15 protein-coding genes are annotated in these 17,394 nt (G+C 74.6%); 7 read left to right on the top strand and 8 right to left on the bottom strand.

What is annotated here, in order from left to right; translation table 11 throughout:
- Positions 1-17 precede the first annotated feature (17 nt).
- Positions 18-1,319, top strand: coding sequence for an iron uptake transporter deferrochelatase/peroxidase subunit (efeB, locus tag JQN83_RS28965; RefSeq protein ID WP_208570329.1), 1,302 nt, complete (start codon positions 18-20; stop codon positions 1,317-1,319).
- Here the strand turns inward: efeB and JQN83_RS28970 are convergent.
- Positions 1,312-2,364, bottom strand: coding sequence for an RDD family protein (locus JQN83_RS28970; protein ID WP_307799857.1), 1,053 nt, complete (start codon positions 2,362-2,364; stop codon positions 1,312-1,314). The two genes, efeB and JQN83_RS28970, sit on opposite strands and share 8 nt — an antisense overlap.
- Positions 2,365-2,405: 41 nt before the next feature.
- Here JQN83_RS28970 and JQN83_RS28975 point away from each other — a divergent pair, with 41 nt between their 5' ends.
- Positions 2,406-3,455 carry a stage II sporulation protein M gene (locus tag JQN83_RS28975; RefSeq protein WP_208570330.1) on the top strand — a complete coding sequence of 350 codons (1,050 nt, stop codon included), beginning with the start codon at positions 2,406-2,408 and terminating at the stop codon, positions 3,453-3,455.
- Positions 3,456-3,471: 16 nt separating this feature from the next.
- On the opposite strand, the gene JQN83_RS28980 is transcribed toward JQN83_RS28975, so the two are convergent.
- Genes JQN83_RS28980 through JQN83_RS29000 form a run of 5 tightly spaced genes read right to left on the bottom strand, consistent with a single transcriptional unit; the run spans position 3,472 to position 8,627 of the window.
- Positions 3,472-4,782 (bottom strand): DUF58 domain-containing protein, encoded by a 1,311-nt coding sequence (locus JQN83_RS28980; RefSeq protein WP_208570331.1) that lies wholly within the window; start codon positions 4,780-4,782, stop codon positions 3,472-3,474.
- Positions 4,779-5,768 (bottom strand): AAA family ATPase, encoded by a 990-nt coding sequence (locus JQN83_RS28985; RefSeq protein ID WP_208570332.1) that lies wholly within the window; start codon positions 5,766-5,768, stop codon positions 4,779-4,781. The genes JQN83_RS28980 and JQN83_RS28985 overlap by 4 nt, the downstream gene beginning before the upstream one ends.
- Positions 5,765-7,183 carry a DUF4350 domain-containing protein gene (locus JQN83_RS28990; RefSeq protein ID WP_307799859.1) on the bottom strand — a complete coding sequence of 473 codons (1,419 nt, stop codon included), beginning with the start codon at positions 7,181-7,183 and terminating at the stop codon, positions 5,765-5,767. Before JQN83_RS28990 ends, JQN83_RS28985 begins: the two co-directional genes overlap by 4 nt.
- On the bottom strand, positions 7,180-7,785 hold the full coding sequence (locus JQN83_RS28995) for a DUF4129 domain-containing protein (protein ID WP_208570333.1): 606 nt from the start codon (positions 7,783-7,785) through the stop codon (positions 7,180-7,182). The genes JQN83_RS28990 and JQN83_RS28995 overlap by 4 nt, the downstream gene beginning before the upstream one ends.
- On the bottom strand, positions 7,782-8,627 hold the full coding sequence (locus JQN83_RS29000; protein ID WP_208570334.1) for a hypothetical protein: 846 nt from the start codon (positions 8,625-8,627) through the stop codon (positions 7,782-7,784). The genes JQN83_RS28995 and JQN83_RS29000 overlap by 4 nt, the downstream gene beginning before the upstream one ends.
- Positions 8,628-8,840: 213 nt before the next feature.
- Between JQN83_RS29000 and mtrA the strand changes: the two genes are divergently transcribed.
- From mtrA to hpf, 5 genes are all read left to right on the top strand, one after another.
- Complete coding sequence (gene mtrA, locus JQN83_RS29005; RefSeq protein ID WP_208570335.1) at positions 8,841-9,530, top strand: MtrAB system response regulator MtrA; 690 nt, start codon at positions 8,841-8,843, stop codon at positions 9,528-9,530.
- Between the two features lie 13 nt (positions 9,531-9,543).
- On the top strand, positions 9,544-11,301 hold the full coding sequence (gene mtrB / locus JQN83_RS29010; protein ID WP_208570336.1) for an MtrAB system histidine kinase MtrB: 1,758 nt from the start codon (positions 9,544-9,546) through the stop codon (positions 11,299-11,301).
- A gap of 62 nt (positions 11,302-11,363) precedes the next feature.
- A complete protein-coding gene (locus tag JQN83_RS29015) occupies positions 11,364-13,187 on the top strand; it encodes an LpqB family beta-propeller domain-containing protein (RefSeq protein ID WP_208570353.1) in 1,824 nt (607 codons plus the stop codon).
- 7 nt (positions 13,188-13,194) lie between these two features.
- The gene (locus JQN83_RS29020) at positions 13,195-13,902 is read left to right on the top strand and encodes a ComF family protein (protein ID WP_208570337.1); all 708 of its coding nucleotides are present in this window, start codon (positions 13,195-13,197) and stop codon (positions 13,900-13,902) included.
- Positions 13,903-14,152: 250 nt separating this feature from the next.
- The gene (gene hpf / locus JQN83_RS29025) at positions 14,153-14,779 is read left to right on the top strand and encodes a ribosome hibernation-promoting factor, HPF/YfiA family (protein ID WP_208570338.1); all 627 of its coding nucleotides are present in this window, start codon (positions 14,153-14,155) and stop codon (positions 14,777-14,779) included.
- Positions 14,780-14,886: 107 nt separating this feature from the next.
- Here hpf and JQN83_RS29030 read toward each other — a convergent pair whose 3' ends face one another.
- Positions 14,887-16,041, bottom strand: a complete 1,155-nt coding sequence (locus tag JQN83_RS29030; protein WP_208570339.1) for a GNAT family N-acetyltransferase — start codon at positions 16,039-16,041, stop codon at positions 14,887-14,889.
- A gap of 141 nt (positions 16,042-16,182) precedes the next feature.
- Positions 16,183-17,337: a GNAT family N-acetyltransferase gene (locus JQN83_RS29035; RefSeq protein WP_208570340.1), complete on the bottom strand. Its 1,155-nt coding sequence runs from the start codon at positions 17,335-17,337 to the stop codon at positions 16,183-16,185.
- Positions 17,338-17,394 lie beyond the last annotated feature (57 nt).

The raw sequence follows: 17,394 nt of genomic DNA on the forward strand, positions 1-17,394 counted from the left end.
CCCTCCCAGGAGAGTCGATGAGCGAGCAGAGCAGCACCACCGGCCGGGGTCGCCGCCGGCTGACCCGACGGCGGGCGATCACCCTGGCCGGGGTCGGGGTCGCCGGGGTGGCGGGGGTGGCCGCCGGAGCGGGCGCGTTGACCCGCGACGGCGACCGGGCCGCCGCCAACGACGGGGCCGCCGGGGCGGTGCCGTTCCACGGTGAACACCAGGCCGGGATCACCACCCCGGCCCAGGACCGGCTGCACTTCGTCGCCTTCGACGTGATCACCAAGGACCGGGACCGGCTGGTCGCGATGCTCCAGGAGTGGACGGCCGCCGCCGCCCGGATGGCCGGCGGAAAGGACGCCGGGGTGATCGGTGCCGTCGGCGGCATGCCGGAGGCCCCGCCGGACGACACCGGCGAGGCGCTGGGCCTGCCCCCGTCGCAGCTCACCCTGACCGTCGGCTTCGGTGCGACCCTGTTCCGCGACGCGCAGGGCCGGGACCGGTTCGGCCTCGCCGGCCGCCGCCCCGCCGCGCTGGCCGACCTGCCGCACTTCGCCGGGGACGCGTTGCGCCCGGAGATCTCCGGTGGCGACCTGTGCGTGCAGGCGTGCGCCAACGACCCGCAGGTGGCGGTGCACGCCATCCGTAACCTGGCCCGGATCGGGATGGGTGTGGTCAGCGTCCGCTGGTCGCAGCTCGGCTTCGGGCGTACCTCGTCGACGTCGCGGGACCAGGCGACCCCGCGTAACCTTTTCGGCTTCAAGGACGGCACCGCCAACCTCAAGGCCGAGGACGCCGGGCTGCTGCGTGAGCAGCTCTGGGCCCAGCCGGAGGACGGCGCGGACTGGATGACCGGCGGGTCCTACCTGGTCACCCGCAAGATCCGGATGCAGATCGAGACCTGGGACCGCAGTTCGCTGACCGAGCAGGAGCAGATCGTCGGCCGGACCAAGGGCAGCGGTGCGCCGCTGGGCCGCCGCGACGAGTTCGACGAGCCGGACTTCGCCGCGAAGGGCGACGACGGTCAGCCGGTGATCGCCGTCGACTCGCACGTGCGCCTCGCCCACCCCACCCTGAACAACGGTGCCCGGCTGCTGCGCCGGGGCTACAACTACGTCGACGGCTCGGACGGGCTGGGCCGGCTCGACGCCGGGCTGTTCTTCATGGCCTACCAGCGGGACCCGCGCCGGCAGTTCGTGCCGATCCAGACCCAGCTGGCCCGCAACGACGCGATGAACGAATACCTGCGGCACGTCTCCAGCGGCCTGTTCGCCTGCCCGGCCGGGGTCCGGGACGCCGCCGACTGGTGGGGTCGCGCCCTGTTCAGCTGAGCGGCGACCCGGAATCCTCCGGCGACGCCGACCGCAGTACCGGCACAGCCGGGCGCACCCCGGCCGGGGCGGGGCCCGGGGCCGGCGGTTCGACGGCGGGGGCCGGCGGTTCGACGGCGGCGGGGGTGGTCGGGTGCAGGTCGGGCCAGAGGGTGGCGGTGAGCGCCCGGTTTCGGCGCAGCCGCAGCGTGCCGCGCCGGTTCCGTTCCGCCAGCACCGCCGCCAGCAGCAACGGCTCCGGTACGCCGGGCGGTGACTTCGGGGCGGTCACCGCCGCCACCTCGCACCACAACTCCCGGGCCAACCTCGACCGGTACGGCTCGACGATCTGCCCGGCCCGGGTCAGGTACTGCCGGACCGCCAGGGCCAGCGCGTCGTCGAGCCTGGTCAGGTCCAGGGTGGCCGCCCAGCCGGCCAGCGGCGGAATGATCCGTGGGGCCGGTCGCCAGCCCTGCGTCGTGCGGGTGTGCACCACCATGGTGCCGGCGACCAGGTCGCCCAGCCGTCGCCCGCGCGGATCGGTCAGCATCACGGTGACGCCGGCCACCCAACTCAGCAGCGGCAGCACCAGCCCCGGCCACTCCACGGCCACCCCCACCAGCGCCCGGGTCAGCGACTGGCGCAGCTCCACCGGGCCGCCGTCGGCGCTGACCACCCGCAGGCCCACCGCGAGCTTGCCGGGCGTCCGGCCGTGGTTGAGGCGTTCCCAGGCGACCGGATAGCCGACCAGCACCAGCACCAGGCCGAGCGTCTCCAACGCCCCGGTGAAGGCCCGGTCCACCACCGGGTCGGGCAGCAGGATCAGCACCACCGGGGTCAGCGTCAACGCCAGCAGCGCCGCGCAGAGCAGTTGACCGACGACGTCGATCAGGAGCGCCAGGACCCGGGAGCCGAGCCGGGCCGCCCGCACGTCCAGCTCGACGGCCTCGCCGCTGATCAGTCCGGCGTCCGCCCAGCGTCCGCCGGCCGGGGTGTCCGCCGGGCCGACGCGGGTCGGGGTGTCCGCCGGGCCGACGCGGGTCGGCACCGGTGGTTGCGCTCTCACCCGGACAGTGAACACTATGGGCGCGGGACGGGGGAGGACCAGTGGATCTCGACGCGTACGTCGCCGAGCACAGCCACGAGTGGCGGCGGCTGGAGCTGTTCTGCGACCGGCGTCGACTCGACGTCGACGAGATCGACGAGATGATCGTCCTCTACCAGCGCACCGCCACCCACCTGTCGGCGCTGCGCAGCCGGGCACCCGATCCGGCCCTGGTCAGCCGGTTGTCCCAACTGGTGCTGCGGGCGCGGGCCCGGATCACCGGTCGCCGACGGCCGTCCTGGGGGGCGTTGGGGCGGTTCCTGGTCGTCGGGTTCCCCGGCGCCGTCTACCGGGTCTGGCCGTGGTGGTGTGCGGTGGCCACCGGGTTCAGCCTGCTCAGCGGCTTCCTCATCTGGTACGTCGCGGGCAACCCGGGCACCGCCGCCGCGTTCATCGGCCCCGACGCCGCCGCCGACCTGGTCGACTCCGGCTTCGCCGGCTACTACACCGAGTTCTCCGCGCCCACGTTCGCCTTCCACCTGTGGACCCACAACGCCTGGATCGCCGCCCAGTGTCTCGCCTCGGGGGTGCTCGTCGTGCCGGTGTTCTACCTGCTGTGGCAGAACGCGCTGAACGTCGGGGTGGTGGGCGGGGTGATGGTCTCCTATGGCCGGGCCGACGTGTTCTTCGGCCTGATCACCCCGCACGGGCTGTTGGAGCTGACCGGGGTCTTCGTCGCGGCCGGGGTGGGGCTGCGGACCGCCTGGGCGTGGATCTCGCCACCGGAGCACCTGGGCCGGGGGCGGGCGGTGGCCGAGGCGGGCCGCTCGGCGATCCTGGTCGCGGTGGGTCTGGTCGGGCTCTTCGCGGTCTCCGCACTGTTGGAGGCGTTCGTCACCCCGTCGCCGGTGCCGGTGTCGCTGCGGGTCGGTGTCGGTGCGACGGTGTGGCTGGGCTTCCTGGCGTACGTGGTGCTGCTCGGTCGCCGGGCGGTCGCCGTCGAGCGCGTACCGGCCGAGCGTGCCGACCCGTGGCTGGCCGAACTGTGGCCCTCCACGGACCCGGCCCGCGCCTGGCACCCCACCCACCGCCCGCACCGACCCGTGCCGTGAACGGACCGGACCCGGGTCAGAGCTGGCCGAGGGCTTTGAGGCGCAGGTAGGTGTCGGCCAGGGCGGGGGCGAGGCGGTCCGCCGGGGCGTCCACCACGGTCACCCCGTACCGGCCGAGGGCGGCGCGGACCCGGTCCCGCTCGGCGAGCGCCCGCCAGCCGGCCGCGGCGGCGTAGGCGTCCCCGGTGCGGACCGGCGGGGTGGTGGTCAACGCGGTGAGCACCGGGTCGTGCGCGGCCGCCACGATCACCCGGTGCCGGGCGGCCAGCCGGGGCAGCACCGGCAGCAGCCCCTCGGCGAGCGCGCCCGCCTCCAGGGCGGTGAGGAGCACCACCAGGCTGCGCCGCCGGTGCCGGCGCAGGATCTCCGCGACGATCAGGTCGAAGTCGGTTTCCACCAGCGCCGGGTGCAGCGGTGCGAGCGCGTTCACCAACCGGTGGAGCAGGGCCGGCTGGCTGCCACCGGTGACCGTGGTCCGGATCTGCGCGTCGGCGGCGAGCAGGTCGACCCGGTCGCCGGCCCGGGAGGCCAACGCGGTCAGCAGCAGCGCGGCGTCGATGGCGGTGTCCAGCCGGGGCTCGTCCCTGACGCGTACCGCCGAGGTGCGGCCGGTGTCCAGCACACACACCAGTCGGCGGTCGCGCTCCGGACGCCAGGTGCGGACCAGTACGTCCGCGCGGCGGGCGCTGGCCCGCCAGTCGATCGACCGGACGTCGTCGCCGACCACGTACTCGCGCAGGGTGTCGAACTCGGTGCCCTGGCCCCGCCCCCGGGCGACCTGGGTGCCGTCGATGACCCGCAGCCGGGACAGCTTCTCCGGCAGGTGCCGACGGGAGTCGAACCGGGGCAGCACCCGCAGCGTCCAGCCGGGGGTGGCCGGCCGGCCCGCCCGCTGCCGCAACGCCAACCCGAGCGGCCCGAGCGAGCGCACCGTCACCGTCACCGCCGGCCGGTCGCCGCGCCGGGTGGGGGTGAGCCGGTTGGGCAGCACCAGTACCCCGCCCGGTCCGACCCGGGACACCCGGCCCGGCGGTACGTCCGGACGGGCCCCCGCCGACGGCACCCACCCGTCGCGCACCTGGGCACGCAGCGTACGGCCGGAGGTGTTGGTCAGGCGCAGGGTGACCGTCGCGGACCGGCCCAGCCGGACGGCCCGGTCACCCTCACGGTCGACGGTGATCGTGTGCAGCGGGGCGGCGAGCGCCCAGTCCACGGCGGTCAGCAGCAGCACCGCGCCGGTCATCACGGCCACCCCGCGCACCGGGTCCGGCCAGAACGCCAGGGTGGGCACCCCCACCAGCAGCAGCACGGCCGCCCGCCAGGTCATCGCGGGGTCGGCACGGTGGCCAGCACCGTGTCCAGCACCATGTCGACCCCGACCCCCTCCAACTCCACCTCGGGGCGCAACCGCAGCCGGTGCCGCAACGTGGGGCGGGCGGTGGCCTTCACGTCGTCGGGGGTGACATGGTCGCGGCCGGCCAGCCAGGCCCACGCCTTCGCGGTGCTGAGCAGGCCGGTGGCGCCCCGGGGCGACGCGCCCAGCTCCAACGCCGGGGCGGTCCGGGTGGCCCGGCACAGGTCCACGATGTAACCGAGCACCGGCTCGGCCACGTGCACCCGGCCCACGGCCTCCCGGGCGGCGGCCAGGTCGGCGACGCCGGCCACCGGGCGTACGCCGGCCGCGCCGAGGTCACGGGGGTCGAAGCCGGCGTGGTGGGCGCGCAGCACCCCCAGCTCCTCGTCCCGGTTGGGCAGCGGCACGGTCAGCTTGAGCAGGAACCGGTCGAGCTGCGCCTCGGGCAACGGGTAGGTGCCCTCGTACTCGACGGGGTTCTGGGTGGCGGCCACGATGAACGGTTCGGGCAGCGGCCGGCGGGCGCCCTCGACGGACACCTGGCGCTCCTCCATCACCTCCAGCAGCGCCGACTGGGTCTTCGGCGGCGTCCGGTTGATCTCGTCGGCGAGCAGCAGGTTGGTGAAGACCGGCCCCTCCCGGAAGGTGAACGCGGCGGTACGCGGGTCGAAGATCAGCGAACCGGTGACGTCACCGGGCATCAGGTCGGGGGTGAACTGGACCCGCTTGGAGTCCAGGTCGAGGGCGGTGGCGACGGTGCGGATCAGCAGCGTCTTGGCCACCCCGGGCACGCCTTCCAGCAGGACGTGGCCCCGGCAGAGCAGGGCGATGACCAGGCCGGTGACCACGGCGTCCTGGCCGACGACCGCCTTGGCCACCTCGGTGCGCAGCCGGTGCAGGGCGGCCCGGGCGTCGTCCGGGCCGGCCGTGGGCTCGGCGGTGGTGGCGGGTCGGGTCACCGGGGGTCTCCTTCGGTCGGACGGCCGGGCGCTGCCGCCACGGTACGGGTCAGCCGGTCCAGCGACCGGGCCAGCTCCAGCAGTTCGGCGTCGGTCCCGGGTGCCGCGCCGAAGAGCAGCTCGTGGATCTGCTCCGGGGTGCCGCCGGCCGGCCCGGCCACCCGGGCCGCCAACTCCGCCGGTGCGAGGGTCGCGGGCAGGTCGAGCCGGCCGCGCAACCGTCCCAGCGCGGCGGTACGCAGGATCTCGGCGGCCGGGCCCCGGGCGCGGGCCCGTTGGTAGAGCCGGGCCCGGCCGAGGGCGGTCTCGGCGGCGCGGACCTCGACCGGCAGCGGCTCGGTGACCGGCGGGCCGAGCCGGCGGGCCCGCCACAGCACGGTCAGCAGGGCGGCCAGGGCGAGTTGGAGCAGTAGCGCCCAGAACCAGGGCGGGAAGGCGTCCAGCAGCGGGTGGTCGTCAGGTGGTGGCGGACCGGCCGAGTCGGGGGCGTCACCCCGTCCGTCGCCTCCGCCGGTGGCGGGTCCGGGGCCACCCGGGCCCTGCTCGCCGGTGCCGTCGCCGTAACCGGTGGACCCGCCGGGGGCAGGTGACCAGGCGGGCTCGCCGGTGCCGTCGGGACGGCCGACCGTGGGGGCCGGTGCCGGCCCGTCCAGGTCCAACCAGACCACCCGACCGTGGACGCCGAGCAGGCCGGTGCCGAGCGTCTCGTTGCCGTGTTCGGCGATCCGGTCGTTGCGGAACGGGTCGCTGGCACCGATCACCACCACCTCGGCCCGGCCGGGCAGCCGGACCAGGCCGTCGCCGTAGCAGCGGTCGAGGGTGGCTGCGGTGCCGGGCGCGGCGGCGTACCGCTGGAGTAGGGCGGCGGCCACCCCGGCCCGGCTCGCCTCGGGTAGTGGACAGGGCCGACCGTCGGTGTCGGGTCCGACGGCCCGGGCGGCCCACCGGCGGTCGGTCGGCACCACCGGCAGGCCGGCGGATTCGAGCACCCGGCGGGACGGGTCGACGAGGACCAGTCGCCGGCCGGCCGGCAGCTCACCCAGCGTGTCGAGGGTGTCGGGGTGCAGCAGTTCCGCCGCCGGCACGAAGAGGGTGGCCGGGCCACGGTCGAGGCCGAGCAGGGCGGGCAGCAGGTCGGTCTCCCGGTCCACGGTGACGCCCCGGGCGCGCAGCGCGTCGGCGAGGCGGCGGCCACCGTCGTCGTCGGTGGCGACCGGGGAGAGGAAACCGGGGTCGGTCGGGTCGGGCTGGTCCAGCGCGTGGGCACCGACGGTGCCGGCGAGCAGCACGGCGGCCAACGCCAGCGGCACGATCACCCGGTGTCGGCGGCGGCGCCGCCGGACCGGCCCGGCCGGTGGCGGGCGGACGGGGGCCGGTGGCGGGCTGTCGACCGTCGGTGTGGCGGGGCGGGTCACCGGGGCCCCCCGTCCGGCTGTGGGTGGGTGAGGGCCCGGTCCAGCTCGTCGGCGAGTTCCCGCATCCGCTGGTCGTGTCCGGCGGCGGCGGGGCGTTGGGCGTACCACAGCTCGGCGAAGATCGCTCCGGCGGCGCGTAACGGCGGGTCGACCGGGGGACGGGCGTGGGCCGCCGCGTCGGTCAGTTCGGTGACGGTCATCCCGGGTCGGGGTGCGACCGCACCGACGGCGACCAGCCGGCGGATCATGTCGCGCAGCCGTTCCCGGACGGCTTCGGCGTACCGGCCCTCGGCGGCCAGCCGGTCGGCCAGGGAGCGCCCGGGGCCGGCGGCGGGGGTGTCGTCTCCGGTGCGGGGGCGGGGCAGGGTGACGCCGGGCGGGTCGTCGGCCGACCGCTGTCGTCGCCGCCAGCGGGGCAGCCTGAGGCGGGGCAGCCTGAGCCGGGGCAGCCGCCAGCGGGGCAGTCGGCGGGGCACCCAGGTCGGGAAGTGGTACCAGGCGAGCGCGGTCAGCCCGGCGACCAGCACCAGCAGCAGTGCGGCCAGCGGCAGCGGCAGCACGTCGCCGAGCGCGGCGACGGCCTCGGTCCACCACCGGCTCACCGATCGACCGCCGGCAGGCCGGCCGCGACGGAACCCGCAGGGGTACGGGCGAGCCGGATGTCCAGCCCTTCGGCGCGCATCCGGGTGTCCAGGTGGTTCACCGCGTCCAGACAGGCCAGCGCGGGGTAGGCGACGCTGTTCACCGCCGCCCAGGCGAGCATCGCGGCGACGACCCGCACGTCGGGGTCGGCCAGGTCGACCAGGTGCAGCGACTCGACGCCGAAGAAGAGACCGAGGGCGAGACCGACCCGCAGCACCCACCAGCCGAGGTAGCCGAGCAGCCGGACGGCGGCGGCCCGACCGCGCAGCGCGACGCGGACCGACCGGGGCACCGCCGACGGTCCGGGCACCCGGTCCACCACCACGGCTGCGGCGACCGAGCCGAGCAGTCCCCAGCCGACGAGCCAGGCCGGGCCGAGCAGCGCCGCGACCAGCATCAGCAGGCCGACCGCCGGGGCGAGCAGCAGGGTGACCCCCCAGTGGGCTCCGGCCGGGCGGAGCAGGTCCCCCACGCCGGTGTGGCGGCCGAGCAGGGCCGCGCCGGCCGCCCGCGCGGCCGGGTTGCCGAGCAGCAGGACGATCACCGCCTCACCGGCGGCGCCCACCGCGAGCAGTTGCCACCAGAGCGGAAACGACCCGCTCTCGCTCCACCACACCGGGGGTACGGCGTCGGCGAGCCGGCGCAGCGGGTACAACAGCACCTGTTCACCGGCGGCGAGCAGGACGCCCAGGGGGACCAGCACCCGCCCCTGGGCCCGCAGCAGCAGCACGGCGGAGTCGAGCAGTTCACCGACGGTGAGCGGACGGCGGGGGAGCACGGCGGTCGGGCCGACATCGGGCACGCGTACTCCTGCGGATGGTGGCTGGCGGGGGGCGACCTGCCCGGGGATCATGGTGACACGGTCCGACCGGTCGGGTGGATCCGCCGTGCGGGCCACCGATACGGCCATCGGGGGAGATATCGCGCGTGGGGCGTGCGGTGGCACCTCTCCCGGCAGTACCGTGCCATCCAGACGCGATCCCACCGACTGAACGGGGATGGAAACATAAACCCCATGAGAGCCCGGGTGCTGGTGGTCGACGACGACCCCGCGCTCGCCGAGATGCTCGGCATCGTCCTGCGCAGTGAGGGTTTCCTGCCTTCCTTCGTCGCCGACGGGGAACGGGCGTTGGCTGCGTTCCGGGACAGTCGACCCGACATCGTGCTGCTCGACCTGATGTTGCCCGGGATGAGTGGTATCGACGTGGCGCGGGCGATCCGTGGCGAGTCGGGTGTGCCGATCGTCATGCTGACCGCCAAGAGCGACACCGTCGACGTGGTGCTCGGCCTGGAGTCGGGTGCCGACGACTACGTGGTCAAGCCGTTCAAGCCGAAGGAGCTGGTGGCCCGGATGCGGGCCCGGCTGCGGCGGGGCGAGGACGTCGCCCCGGAGATGCTGACCATCGGCCCGCCCGGCAACCAGATCACCATCGACGTGCCGGCGCACACCGTCAGCCGGGACGGCGACGAGGTGAAGCTGACGCCGCTGGAGTTCGACCTGCTGGTCGCGCTGGCCCGCAAGCCGCGTCAGGTCTTCACCCGGGAGGTCCTGCTGGAGCAGGTCTGGGGTTACCGGCACGCGGCGGACACCCGGCTGGTCAACGTGCACGTGCAGCGGTTGCGCGCCAAGATCGAGCCGGACCCGGAGCGGCCGGAAATCATCCTGACCGTGCGGGGCGTGGGATACAAGGCGGGTACCGGATAGCCTGGTCTGCACCGTGACCAGTGCCCCCGACCCCACCCCCGAGCACACCGCCGGCTGGCGTCCCGCCGCGCGGGCGGTGTGGCGGGCCCTGCTGGGCCGTTGCCTGCGGGTGACCGCCGGCCTGCGGCAGACCTGGCGGCGGTCGTTGCAGGTCCGGGTGGTGACCATCACGCTGGTGGTGTCCAGCCTGCTGGTCGGCGGCTTCGCCTACCTGATCGCCGACAAGATCACCAGCATCCTGCTCGAGAACGCCGAGACCGACGTGCTGCTGCGGCTGCGCAACGGCAGCGACTACTCGGCCAAGCAGTTCAACCTCTACAGCCAGCCCCAGGAGGCGCAGCTCCAGGACACCGTCGAGGGCACGGTCAACTATCTGGCCGGGGGCGACCCGCAGCAGACCAGCGGGGTGGTGGTGGCGATCACCGCGGACAACTACGCCGGCATCATCGAGACCCGCACCTCCCCGGCGATGGACGTCCGGCCGCTGGTCAGCCGGGAGCTACGGGCCGCCGTCGCCGACGGCAAGGTGGCCCACCAGATCCGCACCGGCCAGCTCACCGGGGAGCGGACGAAATACCTGGTCTACGGCTCCCCGGTGCCCACCCGCTTCGGCCAGCTGGAGCTCTACTACCTCGTCCCGCTCAACCGGCAGGACGCCACCGCCGCCGACGCCCGGGCCACCGTCCTGGCCACCGGGGTGGCCCTGGTGCTGCTGCTGGGCCTGCTCGCCGCCCTGGTCACCCGGTTGGTGGTGACCCCGGTGCGGGTCGCCGCGCGCACCGCCCAGCGGCTCTCCGCGGGCCTGCTCGACCAGCGGATGGTGGTCAACGGCGAGGACGACCTCGCCCTGCTCGCCGCCTCGTTCAACCAGATGGCCACCAACCTGCAACGGCAGATCCTCCGCCTGGAGGAGATGTCCCGCCTCCAGCGCCGGTTCACCTCCGACGTCTCGCACGAGCTGCGGACCCCGCTGACCACCGTCCGGATGGCCGCCGACCTGATCTTCGCCGAGCGCGACGAGTTCGACCCGGCGGTGGCCCGCAGCGCCGAGCTGCTCCAGGCGGAGCTGGACCGGTTCGAGGAGTTGCTCACCGACCTGCTGGAGATCAGCCGCTTCGACGCCGGCTTCGCCATGCTCGACTCCGAGCCGACCGACCTGGTGCCGGTGGTGCACCGGGTCGCCGACCGCCTCGCCGGGCTGGCCGAACGGGTCGGCGTCACCATCGAGCTGGCGGTGCCGGCCAGCCCGGTGATCGCCGAGGTGGACCCGCGTCGGGTCGAGCGGGTGCTGCGCAACCTGGTCGGCAACGCCGTGGAGCACGGCGAGGCCAAACCGGTGGTGATCACCCTGGGCGTCGACCAGACCGCCGTCGCGGTCACCGTCCGCGACCACGGCGTCGGGCTCAAGCCGGGCGAGGAGAAGCTGGTGTTCAACCGGTTCTGGCGGGCCGACCCGTCCCGGGCCCGGCAGACCGGCGGGACCGGGCTGGGGTTGTCGATCAGCCTGGAGGACGCCCGGCTGCACGGCGGCTGGCTGGAGGCGTGGGGGGCGCCGGGGCAGGGCGCCCAGTTCCGACTCACCCTGCCGGTCCGCTCCGGCGACCGGCTCACCACCTCACCGCTGCGGCTGGTGCCGGCGGACGCCACCCTGCCCTTCGGTGGCCCGCGAGACGGCGACCTGTTGGCGATCGGGCCCGCTGACGGTGGTGTCCTGGCCATCGGCCCCGGTCCGGCCGCCGTGCCCGACGAGCGGGCGGAGGTCCGGTCGTGAGTCTTCGCACGGGCCCGGGCCCGGCCGTGAATCGTCGCACGGGCCCGGGCCCGGGCCCGGCCGTGGGGCGTCGGGCGCTGGCCGGGCTGCTCTGCGTCGTACTGCTGGCGCTCGCCACCGGCTGCGGCATCCCCGACCGCACCGACGTGCAGGTGGACGGGTCCGGGCCGGCCGTCTCGGCGGGCGCGTCCAGCTCCGGCCGGGGCGAACCCCCCACCCGCACGTCCAGCGGCGCCGACCGGGAGACCTTCGTCCGCAACTTCCTGGCCGCCGCGGCCGGTGAGCCCGAGCGGGCGTACGCCCGGGTCAAGCAGTTCATCGCCCGCGAGGACCGCAACCGGCTCGCGGAGAAACAGGGCAGTGAGGTCGCGATCAACGTGGTCCGGCTGACCGAGAAGCCGGTGATCACCGAGAACGTCAACGGTCTGCTCACCGTCCGGGTGCCGGTGCAGCAGGTGGGGCTGCTGCGGGCCAACGGGGTGCTCGGCCCACCGGTGGTGACGGACACCGAATACCAGTTCTCGCTGCGCGGCTCCGCCGAGCCGGGCCAGGAGAGCACGCAGGACGGCGGCTACTACGTCACCGATCCGCCGAGCGTGCTGCTGCTGGACACGTTGAGCCTGCGGCTGTACTACCAGATCCGTACGGTCTACTTCTGGAACTCCGACGCCACCCGGCTGGTCGCCGACCAGCGTTACCTGCCCCTCGCCGTGCCCAACGAGCGGCTGGTCAGCGAGGCGGTCAAGTGGCTGATCGCCGGCCCGTCGGACTGGCTCCGCCAGGGGGTGAGCGGCCTGCCGGACCGGACCGCCCTGATCAACAACGCGGTCAAGACCGACGGCCGGTGGGAAGTCAACCTCGACCTGCCCGGGGACGACCGTCGCAAACTGGAGAAACTCGGCATCCAGCTGGCCTGGTCGCTGTCCGACCTGGACGGCCCGCTCCAGCTCACCACCCGCAACCAGTCCCGGGTGACCATCGACGACCTGGCCGCCCACCGGCTCGCCAACCCGGTCTATCCGCTCACCGAGGCGCCGCAACGGTTCACCGTCTATGACGGGGCGATCCATCCGCTCGTCTTCGAGGCCGAGCCCATCGGCCCCGTGCCGATCCGCGTGGAGGACAACCACACCATCGTCTCGGCGGCCCTGCGGCGGACCGTCGAGGACAAGACCCTCGCCGCCCTGGTGACCACCGCCCCGGGCGGCCGGCACCGGCTGGTCGCCGGTTCCGGTGCCGCGCCGGTGCAGGTGATGACCCCGGGGACGCAGACCTTCGCCGCGCTCGGCCGGCCGGTCTGGTTGCGCCCGCTCGGCGGGGCCCAGCCGTACGGGCTGGTGGTGGCCGACGGGCGGCTCTACCGGTTCGACGACCGGGCCCGGATGGTCCAGGTGCCGGTGGGCACGACGGGTCAGGTCAGCGCGGTGGCCGCCGCCCTGGACGGGCACCGGATCGCACTGATCGTCGGTGGGCGGCTCTACCTCAGCACGGCGAGTCTCGACGGCGGAGTGGTCTCCCTCGGCCCGGTACGACAGGTCGCCACCACACTCACCGACCTGTCGGCGGTGGACTGGGCGCAGGAGAACACCCTGGCCGTGGCCGGGTCCACCAACCGTTCGGCGGTCTACGAGGTGGGTGTGGACGGGGTGTTGCAGGCCGGGCTGGTCACCGACGTCGGTGCCCGGGTGACCCACCTCGCGGTGTACCCGGGCAACCCGACCTACGTGCTGCCCACCCTCATGATGATGTACGAGGCCAACGGGGTCGCCTACCGCTACCGTTCACCGTCGGCGGAGACGATCCGGGGCGAGCAGGTGCTGGACGTGCCGTCCCCGCCCGCCGGTGGCCGGGCGGGCAGTCCGACTGCGCCGTTCTTCCTGTTCTGAGCCGCTCGTGCGGGACATCGGCGGACTCTGGGCGGACCTGACCGATCTGGTCTTCCCGACCGGTTGTGCCGGCTGCGGTCGGCGGGACGACACCCTGCGGCGGGGCTGCTGCCCGCGCTGCGTATGCCAGCTCGCCGCGCTGCGGCCGGTGCCGGCCCGTCCCACCCCGCCTCCGCCGGACCTGCCGCCCTGCCACGCCCTCGGCCCGTACGCGGGCCCGCTGCGGGAGGTGCTGCTGTCGTACAAGGAGCGGGGTCGGCACGGGTTGGCCCGGCCGCTGGGCGGGTTGCTGGCGGAGGTGGTGGCGGCGGCGGTGGGTCCGGCCCGGCCGGTGCTGCTGGTGCCGGTGCCGGACCGGGCGGCGGCGGCCCGGGCCCGCTACGGCGACCACCTGACCCGGTTGGCCCGGCACGCGGCGGTCCGGTTGCGGGGGGCCGGCTGGGACGTGCGGACGGCGGTGCCGGTGCGGGCCCTGCCCCGGCCGGATTCGGTGGAGCTGGACCAGGCGGGGCGGGCCGAGGCGGCGGCGTCGGCGTTCCGGCTGCGGGCGGGGTGGGCCGGGCGTGGTGCGGGTGGCCGGACGGTGGTGGTGCTGGACGACATCCTCACCACCGGGGCCACCCTGGCGGCGCTGAGTCGGACCTTGCGTGCGGCGGGAATGACGCCATATGGCGCGGCCGTGTTGGGTGCAACGCAAAAGCGGCGGCATTGGTGACGCAACGTGTTTCCGTTTCACCCCATGGTGTTGGTTGCTGTTAATTCTCTGAGGGTTTCCCACAACCGGGGGTGACTGTCGGCCGAACAGGAGTTAGCGTTTTCGTGTCGGGGTAGGAAGGGTTCCCCACCCGTCCCCGACGGTGGAAGGAGGCGTAGCCGTACCTGACCGGTCGACGCTCCCAGGGGCCCTCCCGAGGTTGCTCGACCGGATTCGAAGATCAGCCGACCATCCGGAAAAGGGAGGTCACGTGGACATCGTGGTCAAGGGTCGAAACGTCGAAGTGCCGGACCATTACCGGGTACACGTAGCCGAGAAACTCGCGAAAATCGAACGCTACGATCACAAGCTCATCCGGGTCGATGTGGAGCTGTTCCACGAGCGCAATCCCCGGCAGTCCGACACCTGCCAGCGAGTGGAGATCACCTGTGTCTCCCGTGGGCCGGTGATCAGGGCAGAGGCCTGCACGAACGACTTCTACAGCGCGCTGGACGCGGCCATCGCCAAGCTGGACACCCGACTGCGCCGGGCGGCCGACCGCCGCCGCGTACACCGGGGCCGGCATGCGCCGATCTCCGTCGCCGCCGCCACCGCCGGTCTGCCGGTGGCCGGCTTGGACGACGTCGCCGCCCCCGCCGGCGGCACCGCCACCGCGACCGCCGTCGAGGAGCGCCCGGAGGAGCACGACGACCAGCCCTGGCATATCGCCCGGGCCAAGGTGCACCCCGCCGACCCGATGACGGTCGACGACGCCCTGTTCCAGATGGAACTCGTCGGTCACGACTTCTATCTGTTTCACGACAAGGAGTCCGGCCGCCCCAGCGTCGTCTACCGCCGCCACGCCTACGACTACGGCATCATCTCCCTAGACACCTAAACCCATCCCCCCCCGCCCCCGCCCCCGCCCCCCTCCGCCCCCGCCCGCTCGCGGTGATCAAGAAGTTTGCGTCAGCTACGAAGATCGAATTGACGTAAACCTCTTGATCACCCGGGAGGTGGGGGTGGGGGCGGGGAAGAGGGCGGGGGAGGGGGGTCGGTGGGGAGGTGGGACCAGAGGAGGGTGTCGGGGCGGGGGGTTTCGGGTGTCGGGGCGGGGAGGCGGGCACGCATGAGGCCCTCCCGGTGGAAGCCGGCCCGGGTCAGGACGCGCTGGGAGGCGGTGTTCCACGGGGCGGTGCCGGCCCAGAGGCGGGCCAGACCCACCGGGCCGAACGCCCAGCCGGCCACCAGCCGGACCGCACGGGTGGCCAGTCCCCGGCCGCGCGCCTCGGGCAGCAGGCTGTAGCCGATCATCGCCTGGCCGGTGGCCGGCTCGTCGTGGATCAGTGCGCAACCGCCGACCATCGTGCCGGTCACCGCGTCGCACAGCGCGAAGTCGGCCGCCCGGCCGGCCAGCCAGTCGCTCTCGGCGACGGCACAGCGCCGGTCGATGTCCGCCCGGGTCGGTGGGACCGGACGGACCCGGGTCGCCACCACCTCGGGGCGGGTGTGCAGCCGGTGCAGCACCTCGGCGTCGGCCGGGGCGAGCCGGCGCAGGGTCACCACCGCGTCGGTGAGCCGGCCGTCGGGCAGGTCCGGCAGCAGGCGCGGGACCGGGCCGGGCGGGTCGTCGGCGAGGCGTACCCAGGCGAGCAGGTCGTACCGGTCGCCGTCGCGGTCCAGGCCGGCTGCCCGGCGTACCCCCTCCAGGTGGAAGCCGGCGGCCAGCGCGACCCGCTGGCTGGCCGGGTTCTCGGCCCTGATCAGCAGCTCCAGCCGGGCCAGGCCGGCCTGGAACGCGGCCGCCGCCAGGGCCCGGGTGGTGGCGGTGGCGATCCCGCGCCGCCGGGCCCGCGGTGCCACCCAGTAGCCCAGCTCCGCCTGCCCCCGGCCCGGCGCCACCTGGCTGAGCCCGGCCCCGCCGACCAGCCGGTCGGTCCCGGCATCGACGATCGCGTACGCGGCGCCGCCGCTGCGCCACGCCGCCGGGGCGCCCTCGGAGATCCACCAGTGCGCGTCGGCGACCGTGTACGGCTGCGGCATCACCGGGTTGAACCGCAGGTTCACCGGATCGTCGCGGCCGGCGGCGAGGTCCTCGGCGTCGTCCGGCCGGAACGGCCGCAGCCGCACCGGTCCGGCCTCGATGACCTCCGGGGTCACGTCAGGTCCTCGCCAGGCTCGATGGTCCGTGGGTTCACGTCAGGTCGCCGCCGGCGTCGTCGGACTGCAGGTCACGTCAGGTCCCCGACGTCGTTGGTCTGCGGGGTCGAGTCAGGTCCCCGGCGTCGCCGGACTGTGGGTTCACGTCAGGTCCCCGGCGAGCAGCGCGCCGATCCAGGCGTCGACCCGGTCCCCCCGCTGCGGCACCCCGCCCCGCAGGGTGCCCTCGACGGTGAAGCCGGCCTTCTCGGCGGCCCGCCGGGAGGCGGTGTTGCCGACGTGGGCCTTCCACTCGATCCGGACCAGGTCGAGGCCGGTGATGCCCCAGGCGGCGAGCGCGCCCAGCGCGGCCGGCATCCAGCCCCGGCCCCGGGCCTGCGGCGCGGTCATGAAGCCGACCTCGGCCCGCAGCGGGTCGACGGGGTTCAACCGCAGGTCGACGGTGCCGGCGAAGGCGTCGTCCGGGTCGGCCAGGACGAAACACGCGCTGCTGCCCCGCGCCCAGGCCAGCCCGCCGTAGGTCAGGTAGCCCTCGGCGTCGGTGTGCTGGTAGGGGTGCGGCACGCTGGTCCACCGGACGGTATCCGGGTCCCGGCAGGTGGCGACGACCCCGTCCAGGTCGCGTTCCTCCATCGGTCGCAACCGCAGCTCGGTATCCCCGGCGGTGGCGAACAGGACGGGCTGCGGCCGACCGAACACGGCGGCCCGCCGGGCTTCCAGGGTGCCCGGCCCGGCCGGTCCGGTCGCACCGACGGCGGGCACCTCCCCGGGCAGCATCGAGCCGATCCAGCCCTCGCCCCGGCCGTCCCCGGCGGGTCGGGCGAGCCGCAGCTCACCGGAGATCTGGAAGCCGGCCCGCAACGCGACCAGCCGGGAGAAGTGGTTGCCGACCTCGGCCTGCCAGATCAGCCGACGCAGCGCCAGAGCGTCGAAGGCCCAGCGGGCGACCGCCCGGGTGGCCCGCACGGTGACCCCCCGGCCCCGAGCCCAGGGGGCGGTCCAATAGCCGATCTCACCGGTCTCGACCTCCCGGTCGATCGCGACCAGGCCGCAGGAGCCGAGCAGCTCGCCGGTGGCGGCGTCGCAGACCGCGAACGGTGCCCCGCTGCCCTCGGCCCAGGCGCGGGGGCTCAGCTTGGTGACGAAGCCATGGGCGTGTTCAGGCCGGTACGGACGCGGTACGGTGGTCCAGCGCTGGATGTCCGGGTCCTGGCAAGCCCGGTGCACGTCTTCCGCGTCCGAGGCGAGCCACGGACGCAGCAGCAGGCCGTCCTCGATGATCTCCACAGGCTCCATGCGGGTCATCGTGCCGGATCGTTCGCGGTGGGCGTAACCGGATAACCGCCGGGCGGC

The sequence above is a fragment of the Micromonospora antibiotica genome (genome assembly GCF_017599305.1).
Taxonomy (GTDB): domain Bacteria; phylum Actinomycetota; class Actinomycetes; order Mycobacteriales; family Micromonosporaceae; genus Micromonospora; species Micromonospora antibiotica.

Excerpts from the sequence above, each read along its gene's own strand:
- efeB (WP_208570329.1), top strand. The coding sequence starts at position 18 with ATGAGCGAGCAGAGCAGCACCACCGGCCGGGGTCGCCGCCGGCTGACC.
- JQN83_RS28980 (WP_208570331.1), bottom strand. The coding sequence starts at position 4,782 with ATGACCTGGCGGGCGGCCGTGCTGCTGCTGGTGGGGGTGCCCACCCTG.
- mtrA (WP_208570335.1), top strand. The coding sequence starts at position 8,841 with ATGAGAGCCCGGGTGCTGGTGGTCGACGACGACCCCGCGCTCGCCGAG.
- JQN83_RS29035 (WP_208570340.1), bottom strand. The coding sequence starts at position 17,337 with ATGGAGCCTGTGGAGATCATCGAGGACGGCCTGCTGCTGCGTCCGTGG.